Source organism: Acidovorax sp. LjRoot204 (assembly GCF_056175785.1).
The window spans coordinates 1-17,893 of sequence record NZ_JBGFFF010000034.1 but is presented as its reverse complement, the minus strand read 5'-3'; the positions used below and the strand labels follow the sequence as shown (position 1 = coordinate 17,893).

Sequence of the window (17,893 nt, the reverse complement as noted above, 5' to 3'; positions counted from 1 at the left end):
TCAGAAGCTGAACCCCAGGCGCAAGTGCAGCCGCACTTCCTTGGTCTTGACGCCGTAGGCCAGGTCGGCCTGCAGCGGGCCCACGGGGCTGCGCCAGCGCACACCGGCACCCACGCCCACGCGCGGGCTCAGGTCACCCACCTTGTCGGCCACGGCGCCTGCATCCACAAACAGCGTGCTTTCCCAGTCGGTCATGGCACCCTGGTAGACGATGGGGCGCTGCCACTCCACGCTGCCCACGGTCAGGTAGCGGCCCCCATAGAGTTGCCCGTTGTCGGTGCGCGCGCCGATGCTGCGGTAGCCATAGCCGCGCACGGTGGTGTCGCCGCCCGTCACAAACAGCTGCGTGACGGGGATCTGCGCCCCCTCGCGCGCCAGCACGGCGCCTGCCTCGGCCCGCAGTGCTACGCGGGCATTGCGGCCGATGCCTGCATCGTCCTGCACGCGGCCTGCGGGGAGGAAGGACTGCCACCGCACCAGGGTGCGCACAAACGGGTCGCGCTCGGGCCGCAGGGTGGTGCCCAGGCCCAGCTCCACCGCCAGGCCATGGCCCCGGGTGGGGGCGGTGAGGCTGTTGAAGTAGCGGCCCGTCCACCCGTAGTTGATGCTCAGGGCCGTGCTGGTGTCGGAGGGCGACCGCGCGTTGTCGGTCAGGCCCTGGCTGTTGGCGTAGTCGTACTGCAAAAAATAATTGCGGTCGATGGATTTGGTGCTCTTGCTGCGGCCTGCGCGCAGACGGCCGCTGTTGACGTCGTAGTCGCCCGTGGCCTCGCGCAGCACCTGGCCGCCTGCGAACCAGCGCCAGCCGTTGTCGTTGGGCAGGTCCGTCCATTCGGTGTTGGCGAGCTTGGTTTCGCGGTCGAGTGCGAGTTTTGTCACCGCGCGCCAGCCGAGCACAGGCATCTGGTTGTGGATGTGCTCCAGTGACAGGCGTGCGCCGCTGTCGGTCGAGAAGCCGGGGCCGAACACCAGCTTTTGCATCGGGGCCTCGCGCACCTGGGCCACCACGGGGGCGGCCTGCGGGTCGGTGCCTTCGGTATCGAGCGTGAGGAACACGGCGTCGTAGTAGCCGCTGCTGGCCAGGCGCAGCTGGGCGTCCAGCATGTCGGCCTCGTCATACACCGCACCGGTGGGCAGGCGCGCCAGGCGCCGCGCACCGTCGCTGTCGTAGCGCTGGCTGCCCTGCACGCGCAAGGGGCCGAAGCGGTAGGCGGGGCCGGGGTCGTAGCTCACTCCCAGCTGGGCTTCGTGCCGGTCGGCATCGATCTCTGCCCGGCTGTTGGCGATGTGGGCCGTGGGGTAGCGCCGGGCCTGCAGCTGGCGCAGCCCGTCGGCCTTGGCGTTGTCCCAGGCCGATTGGGTGAAGGGCTGCCCGGGGGCGAGAGACCAGTTGCGCTGCAAGCGCTGCTGCCGCCGCGCCAGGTTGTCTTTGTCGGCATCGTCGGTGCCCGCCACAGTGATGTCGGCACGGGCAATGCGGGTTTGGGGGCCGGGCTCCACGGTGACAGTGACGGTGCGGGGCGCGCCCTTGTGGGTACCGGCGGTTTCCTGCGCCTCCGTCAGCTCCACGGTGATGGTGGGCGCGAAGTAGCCCAGGGTGCCCAGCAGTTCCCGCGCATTGGCATCAGTGGCGCCCAGCAGGCGCTGCAGCTCGTTGGCCTGCAGGTCGGGCAGCTGGCGAAAGCGCTGCAGCTCCAGGTGGCGCTCCAGCGTCTCGCGCACCGCGTCGGGGGCGCGCACCACCACGTCAAACGACGCGGCGCCATCGCTGGCGGCGGTGCTGGCCATGTCGCTGCGCGAGTCACCGGTCGTGGGCTCGTCGGCCCGTGGCAGCAGGCTGCAGCCGCTCAGGCACAGTGCGCCGGAAAGCAGCAACGCCGACCACAGGGCCGGCGTTGGGGTGGTAGCGGTGGCGGAGCGCAAAACGCGGAGAGGCACGGCGCGGAAGGATATGTCAGGGAGGTCGTATGGGGGGCGGACAAGCCTGCCAGCCTGTCCCATTCATCCCCGACTATGCCCTGAAACTGAAGCGCTCCCTGTCGGACAGATGCTCACAAGGCATCTGACCCCGGTACCGCGCCTATTTGGACAGCAGCCGCATGGTTTCTTCCAGCCCCTTGAGCGACAGCGGGTACATGCGGTTGCCCACCAGCTGCTGGATGATGCTAATGCTCTGGCGGTACTGCCACACGCCCTGGGGCTCGGGGTTGATCCACGCAAACTTGGGGAAGGCGTGGGTGAGGCGCTGGATCCACTCGGCACCCGGCTCCTCGTTGTTGTATTCCACACTGCCGCCGGGCTGCAGGATCTCGTACGGGCTCATCGTCGCGTCGCCCACAAAGATCAGCTTGTAGTCCTTGTTGTACTTGCGGATGATGTCCCAGGTCGGGAACTTCTCGGCAAAGCGGCGGCGGTTGTTCTTCCACATGAAGTCGTACACGCAGTTGTGGAAGTAATAGAACTCCAGGTGCTTGAACTCGCTCTTGACCGCACTGAACAGCTCTTCCACGCGCTGGATGTGCTCGTCCATCGTGCCACCCACATCCATCAGCAGCAGCACCTTCACGTTGTTGTGCCGCTCGGGCACCATCTTGATGTCCAGATAGCCCGCGTTGGCCGCCGTGCTGCGGATGGTGTCGGGCAGGTCCAGCTCCAGCTCATGCCCTTCGCGCGCAAACTTGCGCAGGCGGCGCAACGCCACCTTGATGTTGCGCGTGCCCAGCTCCTGCTGGTCGTCGTAGTCCTTGTAGGCGCGCTGCTCCCACACCTTCACCGCGCTCTTGTTCTTGCCCGCGCCACCAATGCGCACGCCCTGCGGGTTGTAGCCGCCGTGGCCGAACGGGCTGGTGCCGCCCGTGCCGATCCACTTGCTGCCGCCTTCGTGGCGYTCCTTYTGTTCYTCGARGCGCTTCTTSAGCGTCTCCATSARCTCGTCCCAGCCCATCTTCTCGATGKCGGCCTTTTSCTCGGGCGTGAGCTCGTTTTCCAGGATCTTGCGCAGCCAATCGGCCGGGATCTCCTTGGTGAAGTCGGCCASCATCTCCACGCCCTTGAAGTAGGCGSCRAAGGCSCGGTCGAACTTGTCGTAGTGCTTCTCGTCCTTGACCAGCGTGAGGCGCGAGAGGTTGTAGAAGTCGTCCAGGCTCCATGCGTCATCCGACTTGGGGCCCACCACACCGGCCTGCAGGGCTTCGAGCAGGGTGAGGTATTCCTTGACCGACACGGGCAACTTGGCCGAGCGCAGGGTGTAGAAGAAGTCGATGAGCATGATTTTGGCCTCTAGCGCTAGTGTTTATTGCGCATGACGCTCTAAAAGATATAGCAGCTGCGCCTTGGCCTCAGGCCATTCGCCGGCACGCATGCTGTACATCACCGTGTCGCGGATGGTGCCGTCGCGGCGCAGCGCGTGGCCTCGCAGCACGCCGTCTTTCTTGGCGCCCAGGCGCTCGATGGCGCGTTGTGACGCAAAGTTGTAGTTGTCGGTGCGCCAGCCCACCACATGGCAGCCCAGCGTGTCGAAGGCGTGGCCCATCATCAGCAGCTTGGCGGTGGTGTTGACGTGGGTGCGCTGCACGCTTTGGCAGTACCAGGTGTAGCCAATTTCCACGCGTTTCACAGCCGGCACGATGTCGTGGTAGCTGGTGGAGCCCAGCACTTTGCCGGTGGCGTCTTCCACCACGGCAAAGGCAAAGCGGTTGCCGTCCTCGCGCATCTTGAGCGCGGCTTCGATGTACGCGCGGGTGTCCTGCGGCTCGGGCACCGAGGTGAYGCGCAGCTTCCASAGCTSGCCRTCGGCGGCKGCGGCSCGCAGGCCYTCTTCATGGGCCAGCGCCAGCGGCTCCAGGCGGACTCCGAGATCGCGCAGCGTGACAGGTTCTACAAAAGCCATGGGTCTCTACCCCTTAATCATCAATCCTTGGACGGTTGGCTGCGACGGCTGTTCTGCCAGCGCCGCGCCGCATGCAGGCCCAGGCCGCCACCGATACCCACCAGGGCGATGCCCACCAGGCTGCCGGTGCCGTAGCCGGGCGCGAAGATATCGAGCCCCAACAGCTGGCTCAGCCAGAAACCCAGCAGGGCGCCCCCCACAAAGCCCACGGCATCGGCGACGCCGTGGGCCAGCAGCTGGCGGGTGTCGTCGTTGCTGTTGCCGTTGTTCACTCAGCGGTTCCTCTGGTTCATGAACACCAGCTTTTCAAACAGGCTCACGTCCTGTTCGTTCTTGAGCAGCGCCCCCACCAACGGGGGCACGGCCACCTTGTTGTCGGCGCTTTGCAGGGCGGTGAGTGGAATGTCTTCGGCCACCAGCAGCTTGAGCCAGTCGAKCAGCTCGSTGGTGGAGGGCTTCTTCTTSAGGCCCGGCAGGTTGCGCACGTCRTAGAASGTCTTCATCGCCACGCTGAGCAGCTCGCTCTTGAGCGTGGGGAAGTGCACGTTGATGATCTGCCGCATCGTGTCGGCCTCGGGGAACTTGATGWAGTGGAAGAAGCAGCGGCGCAGGAASGCRTCGGGCAGCTCCTTTTCGTTGTTCGACGTGATGAACACCAGCGGGCGGTGCTTGGCCTTGATGAGYTCACGCGTYTCGTAGCAGTAGAACTCCATGCGGTCGATTTCGCGCAGCAGGTCGTTCGGGAATTCGATGTCGGCCTTGTCGATCTCGTCGATCAGCAGCGCCACGGGGCGGTCGGCCGTGAAGGCCTGCCACAGCACGCCCTGGATGATGTAGTTGCGGATGTTCTTCACGCGCTCGGCGCTGTCGCCGTCGTTGAGCTGGCTGTCGCGCAAGCGACTCACCGCGTCATATTCATACAGGCCCTGCTGGGCCTTGGTGGTGGATTTGATGTGCCACTGCAGCAGGGGCATGTCCAGCGCCTGCGCCACTTCCTCGGCCAGCATSGTCTTGCCSGTGCCGGGCTCGCCCTTGATCAGGAGCGGCCGTTGCAGCGTGATGGCCGCATTCACGGCGAGCATCAGGTCTTGGGTGGCGACGTAGTTCTGGGAGCCTTGGAATTTCATGGGGGAAAACACCGGATCGTTGATGAATGGGCTTGACAGGGCGCTGGCTATAATCGAYGGCTGATCAGAGCCCAGAGCTGAACTTCCACGAGATTGTGCGCGCAAAATGAACAAAACGTTGACCACGCTATTTGCCCTGGCTGTCGCTTMCGTGACCGCCTTGTCCCACGCCCAGGAAGCCAAGGGCGACGTGGAAGCCGGCAAGCAAAAGATTGCCATGTGCATTGGTTGCCACGGCATCGTTGGCTACCAGGCCAGCTTTCCTGAGATCCACAAGGTGCCCATGATCTCGGGCCAGAGCGCCAAGTACATTGCGGCAGCGCTGGTCGCCTACCAAAAGGGCGAGCGCAAGCACCCCACCATGCGCGGCATCGCCGAGTCGTTGTCCGAGAAGGACATCGCTGACGTGTCGGCCTACTACGAACAACACGGCAAGACCGGTGCCGAACTGCCCGCCAAACCCTCGCGTGAACCCAGTGTGCAAGTGGCCGAGCTGCTGAAGAAGGGCGCTTGCGTTTCCTGCCACGGCGACAACTTCGCCAAGCCCATCGACCCCTCTTACCCCAAGATCGCCGGCCAGCATGCCGACTACCTGTTTGTGGCGCTCAAGGCCTACAAGGTTGAGAAGAACGCCAACGTGGGTCGTGGCAACGCCATCATGGGCGGTGTGGCCAAGCAGTTCACCAACGCTGAACTGAAGGCCTTGGCCAATTACGTGAGCGGCCTGGACGGCGACCTGCACACGGTGCCCCAGTCGCGCTTCCGTTGATCAGCAGTCTGGCTGACTACAACAAAAAAAGCCCGCTTCGGCGGGCTTTTTGCTGGCTGGTTGAATCTTCAACGGCTGGCGGCCCATGCCCCCAACGCCAGACATATGCAAGCCGTGACCGTCAGGCGCCATCGCAGCGGCAAATACCACGTGGGAAGCAAGGTGCGTGCAGCCAGCCGATGGTCTTGCACCAGGTGGGCTGCAAAGCCCGCGACCAGCAGCAAGGCCCCCGCGGCGGCAGGCAATAGCGTGGCAGGCCAGGCCATCAACGATGGCACCACGCTCCATACAAAGCAGCGCGTGCGCTCTGGGGCGCTCAGCCCGCTTTGTGCCATGGCAAAGCCCCAGTGCAGCGCACCCACGAAACTCAGGATCACTGCGCCGTAGGCCAGCAGCGCCGCGCTCCACCACGGTGTACTGGGCGCCCACAGGCCCACGGCTGCCAGCGCCAGGAACGGCAGCAGGCCGCCGTATCCCAGCCAGGCCACTGCCGGCGGGACGGGGGCAGAGGAGGGCGGAGGCAAAGGTTGTGTGGGCGTATGGATGTGCGTCGACATGAAAGCCTCCAGATAGGTGTCCGCATTGTCTGGAAAGTGAGACTCCCGAGTGCCATGCATGGTTGTGTGTGCCAGCCAACCGTCCTTTCGCGAGTGCCTCAAGCCCTGCGCCTACAGAGCTCTCCGGTATCGCCAGTTAAAATGTTGTTTGGGTGTCGGCGCCATGGTGGCTCGGCAGGTTCATGCGCTGGTCGGGCCGCCGCGCGGCTCTTCTGCGACCCATGAACTCCTCCCCCACCCTGATCCAGGTGGTTGGTGCCGTCCTGTTCGGCCTGGCCATTCTTCACACCTTCTCCACCAAGTATTTCGAGCACCTTGCGCACACGCAGCCCCGGCACGCGGGCATCTGGCATCTGCTGGGCGAGGTAGAGGTCGTGTTCGGCTTCTGGGCGATGGTGCTCATGCTGTTCATGTTCTCCATCAGCGGCAAGCAGGAGGCCACCGCCTACTTGGATTCGCGCAATTTCACCGAGCCACTGTTCGTGTTCGCGATCATGGTGATCGCCGCCACGCGGCCTATCCTGGAGCTGTCTGGGGCTCTTGTCCGGGCGCTTGCCGCTTTGTTGCCGGTACAGCGCGGCATGGCCATGTATTTTGTGGTGCTGGCGTTCGTGCCGCTGCTCGGGTCGTTCATCACCGAACCTGCGGCGATGACGCTGGCCGCGTTGATGCTGCGGGACACGCTGTTCTCCCACCCCATCTCCAGCCGACTCAAGTATTCGACCATCGGTGTGCTGTTCGTGAACATCTCGATTGGTGGAACGCTCACTTCCTTTGCGGCGCCGCCCGTGCTGATGGTGGCTGCCAAGTGGAACTGGGACATCTGGTTCATGCTATCCAACTTCGGTTGGAAGGCGGCGGTGGCCGTGCTCGTCAATGCGGCCATCGCGATGCTGATCTTCCGCAACCAGTTGGGCCACATGGGCCGTAAGATGCCCGCCTCCGAGTCCCCCATGCCGTGGACCGTGACGGGCGTGCACCTTGCCTTCCTAGTGCTGGTGGTAGTGTTTGCCCACCATCCCGCTGTGTTCATGGGCCTGTTCCTGTTCTTCATGGGGTTCACCACGGCGTACCAGCGCTACCAAAGTCCGCTGATCTTGCGCGAGGCGCTGCTGGTGGCGTTCTTCCTGGCTGGGCTGGTGGTGCTGGGCGGCTTGCAGCAATGGTGGCTGCAGCCCGTGCTAATGAAGATGGATGCCAACGCTGTGTTTTTTGGCGCCGCTGCGCTCACCGCGTTCACCGACAACGCTGCGCTGACCTACCTGGGCTCGCTGGTCGAAGGCCTGAGTGACGAGTTCAAGGTGGCCCTGGTGGCGGGCGCCGTCACGGGGGGCGGCCTGACGGTGATTGCCAATGCGCCCAACCCGGCCGGGGCGTCCATCCTGAAGGAGAAGTTCTCGGACGGCGTCATCAACCCACTGGGCCTGCTGCTGGGGGCCTTGCCGCCCACGCTGGTGGCGGTGATGGCGTTTCGGGTGTTGTAGTTGATGGGCGGTCAGCGATCTGACAGCACCGCCTGGCTGGTCATGGCCTCGCAGATGGCGCGGATCTGCGGGCGCATGAGCCGGGCCACCTCGTCGCGCCGGTGCGACTCCAGCCGCCCCGAGATCGCTGCCACGCTGATGGCGGCGATCGGGTTGTCTGGCGGAAAAGCGATACCGATGGCTGCTGTACCTGGTGTGACCACGCTGTCCAGAAACGCATAGCCCTTCTCGCGTCCCACCTTGATCGCCTCGCGCAGGTAGGGGGCTGTGACGAATCCGTACTTCTCGTACTTGGGCGCGTTGGCATCGATGATGGATTCGGCCTCGTCGGGAGGCAATGCGCACAGGATCGCCAGCCCGCCCGCACCCACGCCCAGCGGGCGGCGAATGCCCACGTCCAGCGCCAGCGATTTGATGGGGTAGTCGCCCAGTGCGCGGTGGGTGCACACGGCCTCCAGGCCGCTGCGCTCGCTCAGGTAGATGGTGTCCTGGGTGACTTCGGCCAGCTTTTGCAGCGCGCTGTCGCACAGCTCCGACAGCCGGTAGCGGGGGCGCGCGAGCAATCCCAGCTCGTACAGCAGCGGGCCCAGGTAGTACTTGCGTGTGTGGGCATCCCGGTCCACCAGGCCTTCGGCCTCCAGCCGGTGAAGCATGCGAAAGCAAGTGGACTGCGGCAGGCCGCTGGTGGCGGCGATCTCGCCGATGCGCATGCCACCTTTGCCACGAGACGCCACGATACGGAGCATCTGCACGACACGTTCGATGCTTTGAGTCCCTGTTTTCGAATTTCCACTATGTGGCGGTTTATTTGTCTCTGATGGGACTGCTATGGTGTTTTTAGTCATATTGTCTTTGTAGTTTGTATCCACATAGTGGGCAATCTAGGGTTTACCCAGGCGATTGAGCTGTCGTTTGATTTTTTAATAAGTAATCAAACGATTTTTCAACTTCCACATAGTGGATAACTGGGTGAAGCCACATGTCTTACACGATGACTGAAAAGATCCTCGCCCGGGTTGCAGGGGTGCCTGCGGTCCGGGCGGGCGACGAGATCCTGGCCAGGCCGGATTTCGTGATTGCCTATGACTTTCCGGGCTACACGGATGTGTTCTTCAAGGAGGCCAAGGAGGACTTCGGTGTGGACAAGGTGCCCAGCCCCGAGCGCTTTGTGCTGTTCATTGACCACATGGTCCCGGCCGCCGCCCCCAAGGAGGAAGAGCTGCACAAGGTCACCCGCGCCTGGGGCAAGGAGCAAGGCGTGCCCGTGCACGAGCGCGAGGGCATTGGCCACCAGGTGTCGGCCGAGCTGGGCTACGCCACGCCGGGTGCATTTGCGGTGCATTTCGACGGGCATGTGAGCCAGCTGGGTGCGTTCGGCACGTTGGCCATTGGAGCGCGCAAGAGTGTGCTGGAGACCTTTGTCTCCGAGCGCATGGCGCTCGTGGTGCCGGGCACGGTCAAGATCGAAGTCACCGGTACGGTGCAGCCCGGTGTGATGGCGCGCGACATCTTCCACCACCTGGTGCGGGTGATGGGGCCATCGTCCTGCCGCTTCAAGGTGGTGGAGCTGTGCGGCACCGTGATCGATGCCATGAGCATCGAGGGCCGCCAGACGATCTGCGGCCAGGCCATGTTCCTGGGCGCGACCACGATGCTGATTGCACCCGATGCCAAAACGCTGGAACACGCCAAGGGCCGCTCCAAGATCGCCCTGGACCCGGTCTACCCCGATGCCGATGCGCACTACGACCGTGTGGTGACCGTGGATGTGAGCGACCTGGTGCCCATCGTAGTGGCGCCACCTAGCCCCGCCAATACCCGGGACCTGACCGAATACGCAGGCCTGGAAGTGCACATGGGCTACCTGGGCAGCTGCGCGAGCGGCCGCCTGGAGGACCTGCGCATTGCCGCCCAGGTACTCAAGGGCCGCAAGATCAAGCCGGGCTTCCAGCTGCATGTGGTGCCCACCTCCCAGGCCATCATGTCGCAGGCCGCCAGCGAAGGTCTGATCTCCACCCTGGTGGATGCAGGCGCGTTCATCAGCTCTTCGAGCTGCGACTACTGCTATGGCCGCATTGCCACCATGACCGATGGCCAGCGCGCTGTGTCCACCGGCACGCTCAACACGCCCGGCCGCATGGGCAGTGCCGACTCCGAAATCTTCATCTGCAACGCTGCCGTGGTGGCGGCATCGGCCCTGGAAGGCTGCATCACCGACCCCCGGCCCTACCTCGCCAACACCGAAGGGAGTGCAGCATGACATTGCCCACCTTGCATGGCCGCGCGGCCTGGGTCTTCACCGAAGACGACTACGACATCGACCTGATTGTTGGCATCAAGAACATCAAGATCACCGACATCAATGAACTGGCGGCGGTCACCATGACCAGTTACGACCCTGGCTTTGCCCAATCCGTCTCCAAAGGTGATGTGCTGGTGGGCGGCCAGAACTTTGGCTATGGCCACCCGCATTACCCGGCCATGCGCGCCATGCGCCACCTCGGGGTGGCTGGCGTGATCGCCGAGTCTTTCTCGCCCGGCTTCTTTCGGGGGGAGATCAGCATGGGCTTCCCGCTGATCACCTGCCCGGGCATCCGTGCCGCCACGCAGCGCTGGGACACGCTGCGCGTGGACTGGGAGCGCGGTGTGGTCGTCAACGAGCGCACGGGCCAGGCGCTGCCGTTCGAGCCCTGGTCGTCCACCGAGCGCGCCACCATCGAGGCGGGCGGGTTCACGCCGTATCTCAAAGCCCGGCTGGCGCGCGAGCGTGCTGCAGCTGCGGCGACATGACGGTCAGGAGCGCACCATGTTGCAGATGATTGTGAGCGGCGTCGCCCTGGGCGCCATCTACGGGCTCATCGCCCTGGGCATCGTGATGGTGTTCAAGGCGACGGGCATCCTCAACTTCGCGCATGGCGAAGCGGCCATGCTCTCGGCCTTTGTGGCCTACACACTGTTCAAGCTGGGCCTGCCGCTGTGGGCGGTGGTGCCGCTCACGCTGCTCTTTGGCGCGGCGCTGGGCATGGCGATCGAACGGTTCATCATCCGCCGCTTCATCGGCAAGGCACTGCTGTCGTCTGCGATCTGCACACTGGGCCTGTTCCTGGTGTTTGGCGACCTGGCCATCTGGGTATGGGGCAAGGACACGCAGGAGCTGCCCAGCATCTTCCCGGCTGCCCCCATCGACATCGGCGGTGTGATCGTTTCGGGCATCGACCTGGGCATCGTGGCCGTATGCGCCACGCTGGCAGGTTTGCTGTTTGCGTTCTTTCGCTTCACGCGGCTGGGCATCGCCATGCAGGCCACCATGGAAAACCCCACGGCTGCGCGCCTCATGGGCATTCCGATCAAGCGCATCTATGCGCTGGCCTGGGCGCTGTCGCACGTGATCGCCGCCACGGCGGGCTTGCTGATTGCGCCGCTGACTTTTGTGCACTTTTCGATGATGCAGCATGCCCTGCACTTCGCGTTCGCCGCCGCGGTATTGGGCGGCATTGGCAGCATGCCGGGCGCGCTGCTGGGCGGCGTGATCATCGGCGTGTCGTCGAACCTCACGGGCGCCTATGTGTCCTCGGCCTGGAAGGACGCGGTGCCTTTCATCGTGATGCTGGTCATCCTGATCCTGCGCCCCCACGGTCTGCTGGCCCGCGCCCAGATCAAGAAGGTCTAAGGAGCCGCCATGACCAAAGTCTTTGACGCATACCCCTGGCTCGGCCCGCTGCTGTTCGTGCTGGCCTTCGTGCTGGCGCCGCTTGTGCCCGGTGGCTACGTGCTGTACATCTTCACGCTTGTCATCATCTACACGCTGGCCTCGTTTGGCACCAACATCCTCACGGGCTACACCAACCTGATCTCCATGGCGGGTGCCGTGTTCTTCGGCATCGGTGCTTATGGCTCGGCCATCCTGACCACGCACTTTGGTGTGCCGCTGGTGCTCTCGATGTTCATTGCAGCCAGCATCGCCACCGTGGTGGGCTTGCTGCTGGCGCTCCCCGTCCTGCGGTTGGAAGAGGTGTTCCTGGCGATCGCCACGCTGGGTTTCGTGATGATCTCGGTGGAGATCGCCAAGTCCAGCGGCGACATGTCGGGCGGCGAGAACGGCATGGGCGCGCCCGGCCCCACGCTGTTCAGCTGGGCGCTGGACGAGCGTGCGTACCACGTGTTCACCGCGGTGGTGCTGGCGGGTGCGCTGTGGGTGGCGCGCAACCTGGCGCGCAGCCGGTTTGGGCGTGGCTTTCTGGCCATCAAGGGCAGCGAGACAGCTGCTCGCGCTCTGGGCCTGAACACCACGGCGCTCAAGCTGGTGGCGTTTGGCGTCTGTGCCTTCTACACCGGCCTGTCGGGTGCGTTGTATGCACCGCTGGTGCGCTTCATCGACCCATCGCTGTTCAGCATCATGGTGTCGATCAGCTTCGTCTCGATGGTCATCGTGGGCGGTCTGGGCTCCATCCTTGGCTCGGTGCTGGGCGCGGTGTTCGTCATCGGTGCGCCGCAGTTGCTCACCTACCTGGGGTTTGATCAGTTCCAGCGCGCGCTGTACGGCGTGGCCATGATCTTGGCGCTGATGTTCCTGCCCGACGGGCTGGCCAGCCTCTTCAAGCGCAAGCGCCTGCCCGGCGCAGATGCAGCGCAAAGCGGGGTGGCGCGATGAGAGTTTTGGACGACAAGACATTGCCGTTGCAGGCAACTGTGTCGGCAGTACCCGGTCGGGCAACCCCATTGCTCAGCATCCAGGGCGTGCGCATGGCGTTCGGCGGCATTGTGGCCGTGCAGGACGTGAGCTTCGACGTGATGCCCGGTACGGTGCACGCATTGATCGGGCCCAACGGCGCTGGCAAGACGACGATGCTCAATTGCATCAGCCGCTTCTACACGCCCCAGCAAGGCTCCATGCGGTATCGCACGGCCGCAGGTGACGTGGAATTGCTGGGCTGCAAGGCGCACCRGGTGGCGCGCCTGGGCATTGCCCGCACCTTCCAGAACCTGGAGCTGTTTGCCGAACTGACCGTGTTTGACAACGTGCTGATTGCACGGTCGATGGCCATGCGCGCCACGCTGGTGGAAGCCCTGCTGGGCCTGCCACGTCAGCGCCGTGAGGAGCGCGAGGAACGTGAGCGTGTGGAGGCCGTGCTGGAGAAGCTCAACCTGCAAGCCCATGCCCATGCGGTGGTGCGCGACTTGCCTTATGGCACGCAGAAGCTGGTGGAGCTGGCCCGTGCCATGGCGCTGGAGCCACGCCTGATGCTGCTGGACGAGCCTGCAGCGGGCATGAACAACCGTGAGATCGATGCCCTGGGCGAAACACTCAAGCGGCTGCAGGCCAGCGCGCAAGCGACCCTGCTGCTCATCGAGCACAGCATGCCCCTGGTGATGTCCATCTCGGACACGATCACCGTGATGCACAACGGCGCCTTCCTGGCGCAGGGCTCCCCCAGGGAGATCGAAAACCATCCCGCCGTGGTTGAGGCGTATCTCGGAGGAGGCAAGAGTGGCAAACGGCGTTGAACCATCCAGTGCGCCCGCACTGCTGAGCGTGGACAACCTGAGCGCGGGCTACGGCAAGATCCGCGCGCTGCACGGCGTGAGCCTGCGCGTACCGCAGGCCCGCATCGTGTGTGTGCTGGGCGCCAACGGCGCGGGCAAGACCACGCTGATGCGTGCACTCTCGGGGCTGCTGCCCGTCAGTGACGGGCAAGCCATTTTTGACGGCCGGTCCATCGCCAACGTGCCCGCCGAAGCGCTGGTGCGGCGAGGCATTGCCCATGTACCGCAAGGCCGCATGGTGTTTGCGCAACTCACTGTGCGCGACAACCTGGTGCTGGGAGGCTACACGCGTCCTGCCGCCGAGGTGCGTGACGATATTGACCGTGTGTTGGGCTATTTCCCCAGGCTCAAGGAGCGCATCACATCGCGTGCCGGCACCTTGTCTGGCGGCGAGCAGCAGATGTTGGCTATTGCCAGGGGCCTGCTGGCCAAGCCGCGCTTGCTGATGCTGGACGAGCCCTCCATGGGCGTGGCACCCATCCTGAAAGACGCGATCTTCGAGACGCTGCGCGACATCCGCGACCGCGAAAACCTCACGCTGCTGATCGTGGAGCAGGACGCAGACATCGCGCTCGACATCTCCGATGAAGGCTATGTCATCGAGACGGGCCGTGTCGTGATGCAAGGCCCTGCTTCGGAGCTGGCAGGCAACGAAGACATCCGCCGTGCCTACCTGGGCGGCTGACCGCAGGCTCGGCTTTGCAAGTTCCTTCCCCATGTTCCCTTCCCACCGATAAACACAGGAGACAAACCATGACCCACCTCACTCCCCGCCGCACCCTGCTAGCCGCTGCAGCTGCCAGTCTGATGGCCGCCACCCTGGGCGCGCATGCCTTCGAAAACAAGGAAGAGGGCGTGCTGACCCAGGAGATCGTGCTGGGCTCATCACAGCCGTTGTCCGGCACGCTGGCCTACATGGGCAAGGCCGTGGACGAAGGCATGCGCACCTACTTCGACATGGTCAACGAACAGGGCGGCGTCAATGGCCGCAAGATCAAGCTCATCACCTATGACGACGAACTCAAGCCCGCCAAGTCGGTAGYCAACGCCAAGCTCCTGGTCGAGCGCGACAAGGTGTTTGCCATGGTGGGCAACATCGGCCACGCCACCAACATCAGCGCCTACGAATACAGCTCTACCAAGAAGGTGCCCACCATTGGCGCGCTGAGCATCTCCGACCTGACCTCCAACCCGCCACGCGACCTGCTGTACGTGCTGCCGTCGCCCCAATCCACCGAGACGGCGGCCTACATCGACCATGCGGTCGAAGTGCTCAAGGCCAAGAAGATCGCAATGCTCTACCAGAACGACGGCTGGGGCAAACCGGCCTACGACATTGCCGTGCAGCGCATGGAAAAGCATGGCATGAAGCTGGTGGAGGCGCAGACCTTTGAGCGCTTCGCGACCGACCTGACCTCGCAGGTCTTCAAGCTCAAGCAGGCTGAGCCGGACGTGGTCATCGTCTACGCGCTGGGCCAGGAGGCGGTGCAGTTCTTCCGCGGTGCCGAAAAACTGGGCTGGAAGCCCACGGTGTTTGGTGCGGGGGGGCTCAACGACCCCAAGTTCATCGAGCTGCTGGGCAAGACGCAGTCCAAGCTGTATGTGGCCTCGTACTACGACGCGGTGGATGGCAACAACCCAGCCATCCAGTCGTTCTTCCAGCGCTACACCAAGCTGTATCCCAAGTCGGCTCCCACCTCGATGGCGCTCATGGGCTATTCGTCGGCGGCCGTGACGGTCGAGGCCTTGAAGCGCACCGGCACCGAACCGAGCCGCGCCAAGGTGGTGGCCGAGCTGGATGGCATGAAGGACTTTGACCAGAAGATCGGCCCCAAGATCACCTTCCAGCCCGTCAGTGCCGGTGGCTATGCGCGGCGCGGCCAGACGGGGGTGGCGCTGATGGAGCTCAAGGACCAGAAGTTCGTGTCCATGGGCAGCTACATCGACCCCGTGAAACGTTGAGGACACCCGCCATGACAACAAGCTTGCGACAACAGCTGCGTATGCGCATCCAGTCGGGCCCCACCTTCTGGATGGCCGGTGCGCAGGACGCCCTCTCGGCCCTGCTGGTGGACCAGTCGGACTTTGACGGCATCTTCACCACGGGGTTTGGCATCTCGGCATCGCTGCTGGGCCAGCCAGACATGGAGGTCTACACACTCAGCGAGAACGTGGGTGTGGTGCACCACATCGTCAACGTGGTGAAAAAGCCTGTGTTTGCCGATGCCGACACCGGCTACGGCAATGTCATCAACGTGGCCCGCACCGTGCGCGAGTTCGAGAAGGCGGGCGTGGCCGCCATCTCGATCGAAGACCAGATCAGCCCCAAGCGCTGCCCGGCGGCCGCAGCGGTGACGCCTGTGGTGTCCATCCCCGATGCCGTGGCGCGCATCAAGGCGGCGGTGGATGCCCGCCAGGACCCGGACTTCCTCATCGTCGCACGCACCGATGTGGCCGACCCTGAGGAGGCCATCGAGCGCGCCGTGCGCTTTGCGGAGGCGGGGGCGGACCTGATCCAGCCCATCTCGCGCACGTTCAAGGGCTATGAAGACCTGGTGCGCTTGCGCAATGCCTCGGGCCGCCGCCTGTCGCTGCAGCTCATGCAAGGGCTGTGGATGTCGCGTCTCACGCGGTCGCAGATCGAAGAGGTGGCGGCTTTTGCGACTTATCCGGTGGTCACGCTGATGAGCACGGTGCACGCCTTGCAGAAGAACCTCGCCACGCTGTCGGCCCGCCGCACGGGCGATGTGGACGGCTTGCCCTGCGGACAGACCAGCATGGCCGACTTCAAGGAAGTGATCGGCTGGAAGGCGATGGAAGAGCGCCAGGCGCACTACGAAACGGCTTGATCGTCCCTGAAGGCTTTCACCACAAAAAACAAAGGCCAGTGCCCATGGGGCACTGGCCTTTGTCGCTTTTTCAGGGGCTTACTGGATCAATCGCGCGTGGCGCGGCGTTGTACGGCGGCGATGTAGGCGTTGCCATCAGGCGGTCGGCCGGAGCGCTGGCTTTCCCACAGCATTTCGCCCAGGCAGTCCATGGCAGCGTGGTGGGCATCGTGCAAGGAGTCGAGCCGCGCCGTCAGCAGCTCCACAGCCTGGCGGATGCCACGGGGCTGGTCGATGCTGCATTGCTCGCTGATGGACAGGTGCATCGACAGGTGCAGGAAGGGATTGGTCTGCCCCGGTGTTTCGTCGTAGTTGTGGGCCACGGCCGCATCGGCGTCGGACAGGTCGGCGTGGTACTCGGGGTGCTCGGCGATCCACAGGCTGGCCAGCGTCTCGATGGCTTCCATGGGGGCGCCGCTCTGGGTCTTGGCGTGCACACCACACAGAAAGCGGCGCACATCGGCTTGGGAGGGGCTGAACATGGGGCGTGAGGGTAGCACGCAGGGCAAGGGCCTGGCGTCAGAGGGGAGGCGGGGGAGGTGATGCGGATTGCGTCCGGCCGCTACATCGCGCCGGGGCGGCGTCCTACGCGGGCTGCGCGCCGGCGCACCTACATTGGGCTGGCGCAAAGGTCGGGAGCCGGGTCCACTTTGTCGCAGTCCTCCAAACCCGGCATCGGGAGAAGTGTCATGAATGCAATGCGAATCGTTGGTGTGCTGTTGTTGGTGGTGGGCCTTGCCGGGTTTCTGACCGGAGGGTTCAGCTTTACCAAGGACACCACCCAGGCCAAGATCGGTCCGTTGGAGTTGACCGTGAAAGAAAAGGAATCCGTGAATATCCCCCAATGGTTGAGCCTGGGCGCGATGGTTCTCGGCGGCGTGGTGCTGGTGCTCGGCTTTCGCAAGAACTGATTTCATCCACCGTGGCGAGTGACGGGTGTTGCGGCTCCGGTTCTCGCCCTATCCACGTAAGACGGTAATCGGAGCTTTAGCACCGGCCGCTCGTTGCGGTGGGTGATCTCTGGTGCCGGTTGCCGACAGCCGTTATCTGTCACCCCCTCGGCGCCCCCATCATGCGCGAGATGGTCCGGGCCGCGCTCAGCAGTGCGGGCAGCAGGCTCTCCTGCATCACCGCCGCACTCGTGCGATTGGCCTGACCGCTGATGTTGAGCGCCGCCACCGTCTGCCCCGTGCGGTTGGTCAGCGGCGCAGCAATCGATATCAATCCCTCTTCCAGYTCCTGGTTCACCAGGCACCAGCCCTGCTGCCGCGCTTGGCGGATGTGGGCCAGCAGTGCATCCACATCGGTGGTGGTGTGTTCGGTAAAACGCTGCATGGGGTGGCCTTGCAGCCGGGCCTGCAGTTCATCGTCCGGCAACCCGGCCAGCAGCATGCGGCCCATGGACGTCCAGCACGCTGGCAGGCGCGAGCCCACGCCCAGCGTGGTGCGCATGATCTTGTGGGTGGGCACGCGCAGCACATAGACGATGTCCAGGCCGTCGAGCACGGCGGCCGATGACGACTCGCGCACCTCTTCCACCAGGTCCTCCATCACCGGCTCGGCTAGGTTCCAGATGGGCAGCGAGGACAGGTACGCAAACCCCAAATCCAGGATGCGCGGGCTCAGGCGAAACAG

Annotated in this window: 20 protein-coding genes; 11 read left to right on the top strand and 9 right to left on the bottom strand. The window is 64.2% G+C overall.

Translation table 11 applies throughout. The features are described 5' to 3' along the window. The 5 genes from AC04MI_RS08860 to AC04MI_RS08840 all read right to left on the bottom strand — a co-directional run bounded on the left by AC04MI_RS08860 (nt 1) and on the right by AC04MI_RS08840 (nt 5,016). A complete protein-coding gene (locus AC04MI_RS08860) occupies nt 1-1,938 on the bottom strand; it encodes an autotransporter assembly complex protein TamA (RefSeq protein WP_436077646.1) in 1,938 nt (645 codons plus the stop codon). Between the two features lie 142 nt (nt 1,939-2,080). Continuing rightward, on the bottom strand, nt 2,081-3,268 hold the full coding sequence (locus AC04MI_RS08855) for a vWA domain-containing protein (RefSeq protein WP_476497643.1): 1,188 nt from the start codon (nt 3,266-3,268) through the stop codon (nt 2,081-2,083). A gap of 24 nt (nt 3,269-3,292) precedes the next feature. Then, nucleotides 3,293-3,889, bottom strand: a complete 597-nt coding sequence (locus AC04MI_RS08850; protein ID WP_476497641.1) for a GNAT family N-acetyltransferase — start codon at nt 3,887-3,889, stop codon at nt 3,293-3,295. 20 nt (nt 3,890-3,909) lie between these two features. Then, nucleotides 3,910-4,161, bottom strand: a complete 252-nt coding sequence (locus AC04MI_RS08845) for a hypothetical protein (RefSeq protein ID WP_436077648.1) — start codon at nt 4,159-4,161, stop codon at nt 3,910-3,912. Then, nucleotides 4,162-5,016, bottom strand: a complete 855-nt coding sequence (locus AC04MI_RS08840; protein WP_476497640.1) for an AAA family ATPase — start codon at nt 5,014-5,016, stop codon at nt 4,162-4,164. A gap of 106 nt (nt 5,017-5,122) precedes the next feature. Here AC04MI_RS08840 and AC04MI_RS08835 point away from each other — a divergent pair, with 106 nt between their 5' ends. Further along, nucleotides 5,123-5,785, top strand: coding sequence for a c-type cytochrome (locus AC04MI_RS08835; RefSeq protein ID WP_476497639.1), 663 nt, complete (start codon nt 5,123-5,125; stop codon nt 5,783-5,785). A 68-nt stretch (nt 5,786-5,853) separates the two neighbouring features. On the opposite strand, the gene AC04MI_RS08830 is transcribed toward AC04MI_RS08835, so the two are convergent. Beyond that, nucleotides 5,854-6,342 (bottom strand): DUF3429 domain-containing protein, encoded by a 489-nt coding sequence (locus AC04MI_RS08830; protein ID WP_436077649.1) that lies wholly within the window; start codon nt 6,340-6,342, stop codon nt 5,854-5,856. 221 nt (nt 6,343-6,563) lie between these two features. Between AC04MI_RS08830 and AC04MI_RS08825 the strand changes: the two genes are divergently transcribed. Continuing rightward, a complete protein-coding gene (locus AC04MI_RS08825) occupies nt 6,564-7,826 on the top strand; it encodes a putative Na+/H+ antiporter (RefSeq protein ID WP_056066109.1) in 1,263 nt (420 codons plus the stop codon). A gap of 11 nt (nt 7,827-7,837) precedes the next feature. Here the strand turns inward: AC04MI_RS08825 and AC04MI_RS08820 are convergent, their stop codons facing one another. Beyond that, entirely contained in the window at nt 7,838-8,671 is an 834-nt protein-coding gene (locus AC04MI_RS08820) for an IclR family transcriptional regulator (protein ID WP_436077650.1), read from the bottom strand. 146 nt (nt 8,672-8,817) lie between these two features. On the opposite strand from AC04MI_RS08820, the gene AC04MI_RS08815 reads away from it, so the two are divergent. The 8 genes from AC04MI_RS08815 to AC04MI_RS08780 all read left to right on the top strand — a co-directional run bounded on the left by AC04MI_RS08815 (nt 8,818) and on the right by AC04MI_RS08780 (nt 16,219). Continuing rightward, nucleotides 8,818-10,086 (top strand): 3-isopropylmalate dehydratase large subunit, encoded by a 1,269-nt coding sequence (locus AC04MI_RS08815; protein WP_436077651.1) that lies wholly within the window; start codon nt 8,818-8,820, stop codon nt 10,084-10,086. Continuing rightward, the gene (locus AC04MI_RS08810; protein WP_056746835.1) at nt 10,083-10,616 is read left to right on the top strand and encodes a 3-isopropylmalate dehydratase small subunit; all 534 of its coding nucleotides are present in this window, start codon (nt 10,083-10,085) and stop codon (nt 10,614-10,616) included. The genes AC04MI_RS08815 and AC04MI_RS08810 overlap by 4 nt, the downstream gene beginning before the upstream one ends. A 16-nt stretch (nt 10,617-10,632) precedes the next feature. Further along, nucleotides 10,633-11,496, top strand: a complete 864-nt coding sequence (locus tag AC04MI_RS08805) for a branched-chain amino acid ABC transporter permease (protein ID WP_056066095.1) — start codon at nt 10,633-10,635, stop codon at nt 11,494-11,496. A gap of 9 nt (nt 11,497-11,505) precedes the next feature. Beyond that, a complete protein-coding gene (locus tag AC04MI_RS08800; RefSeq protein ID WP_291433769.1) occupies nt 11,506-12,477 on the top strand; it encodes a branched-chain amino acid ABC transporter permease in 972 nt (323 codons plus the stop codon). Further along, on the top strand, nt 12,474-13,331 hold the full coding sequence (locus AC04MI_RS08795; RefSeq protein ID WP_476497638.1) for an ABC transporter ATP-binding protein: 858 nt from the start codon (nt 12,474-12,476) through the stop codon (nt 13,329-13,331). The genes AC04MI_RS08800 and AC04MI_RS08795 overlap by 4 nt, the downstream gene beginning before the upstream one ends. Further along, nucleotides 13,315-14,055 carry an ABC transporter ATP-binding protein gene (locus AC04MI_RS08790; RefSeq protein WP_436077653.1) on the top strand — a complete coding sequence of 247 codons (741 nt, stop codon included), beginning with the start codon at nt 13,315-13,317 and terminating at the stop codon, nt 14,053-14,055. Before AC04MI_RS08795 ends, AC04MI_RS08790 begins: the two co-directional genes overlap by 17 nt. 68 nt (nt 14,056-14,123) lie before the next feature. Next, on the top strand, nt 14,124-15,332 hold the full coding sequence (locus AC04MI_RS08785; RefSeq protein ID WP_476497637.1) for an ABC transporter substrate-binding protein: 1,209 nt from the start codon (nt 14,124-14,126) through the stop codon (nt 15,330-15,332). An 11-nt stretch (nt 15,333-15,343) separates the two neighbouring features. Continuing rightward, entirely contained in the window at nt 15,344-16,219 is an 876-nt protein-coding gene (locus AC04MI_RS08780; RefSeq protein ID WP_436077655.1) for an isocitrate lyase/PEP mutase family protein, read from the top strand. 86 nt (nt 16,220-16,305) lie between these two features. On the opposite strand, the gene AC04MI_RS08775 is transcribed toward AC04MI_RS08780, so the two are convergent. Then, nucleotides 16,306-16,740, bottom strand: a complete 435-nt coding sequence (locus AC04MI_RS08775) for a DUF1841 family protein (protein WP_436077656.1) — start codon at nt 16,738-16,740, stop codon at nt 16,306-16,308. A 207-nt stretch (nt 16,741-16,947) separates the two neighbouring features. On the opposite strand from AC04MI_RS08775, the gene AC04MI_RS08770 reads away from it, so the two are divergent. Next, a complete protein-coding gene (locus AC04MI_RS08770) occupies nt 16,948-17,169 on the top strand; it encodes a hypothetical protein (protein ID WP_199170782.1) in 222 nt (73 codons plus the stop codon). Nucleotides 17,170-17,308: 139 nt separating this feature from the next. On the opposite strand, the gene AC04MI_RS08765 is transcribed toward AC04MI_RS08770, so the two are convergent. Continuing rightward, a partial coding sequence (locus tag AC04MI_RS08765; protein ID WP_476497636.1) for an IclR family transcriptional regulator domain-containing protein occupies nt 17,309-17,893 on the bottom strand: 585 nt, incomplete at its 5' end.

What these genes read in the sequence shown, in the direction of transcription:
- AC04MI_RS08830 (WP_436077649.1), bottom strand. Translation starts at nt 6,342, where the DNA reads ATGTCGACGCACATCCATACGCCCACACAACCTTTGCCTCCGCCCTCC.
- AC04MI_RS08825 (WP_056066109.1), top strand. Translation starts at nt 6,564, where the DNA reads ATGAACTCCTCCCCCACCCTGATCCAGGTGGTTGGTGCCGTCCTGTTC.
- AC04MI_RS08820 (WP_436077650.1), bottom strand. Translation starts at nt 8,671, where the DNA reads ATGACTAAAAACACCATAGCAGTCCCATCAGAGACAAATAAACCGCCA.
- AC04MI_RS08815 (WP_436077651.1), top strand. Translation starts at nt 8,818, where the DNA reads ATGACTGAAAAGATCCTCGCCCGGGTTGCAGGGGTGCCTGCGGTCCGG.
- AC04MI_RS08810 (WP_056746835.1), top strand. Translation starts at nt 10,083, where the DNA reads ATGACATTGCCCACCTTGCATGGCCGCGCGGCCTGGGTCTTCACCGAA.
- AC04MI_RS08805 (WP_056066095.1), top strand. Translation starts at nt 10,633, where the DNA reads ATGTTGCAGATGATTGTGAGCGGCGTCGCCCTGGGCGCCATCTACGGG.
- AC04MI_RS08800 (WP_291433769.1), top strand. Translation starts at nt 11,506, where the DNA reads ATGACCAAAGTCTTTGACGCATACCCCTGGCTCGGCCCGCTGCTGTTC.
- AC04MI_RS08780 (WP_436077655.1), top strand. Translation starts at nt 15,344, where the DNA reads ATGACAACAAGCTTGCGACAACAGCTGCGTATGCGCATCCAGTCGGGC.
- AC04MI_RS08775 (WP_436077656.1), bottom strand. Translation starts at nt 16,740, where the DNA reads ATGTTCAGCCCCTCCCAAGCCGATGTGCGCCGCTTTCTGTGTGGTGTG.
- AC04MI_RS08770 (WP_199170782.1), top strand. Translation starts at nt 16,948, where the DNA reads ATGAATGCAATGCGAATCGTTGGTGTGCTGTTGTTGGTGGTGGGCCTT.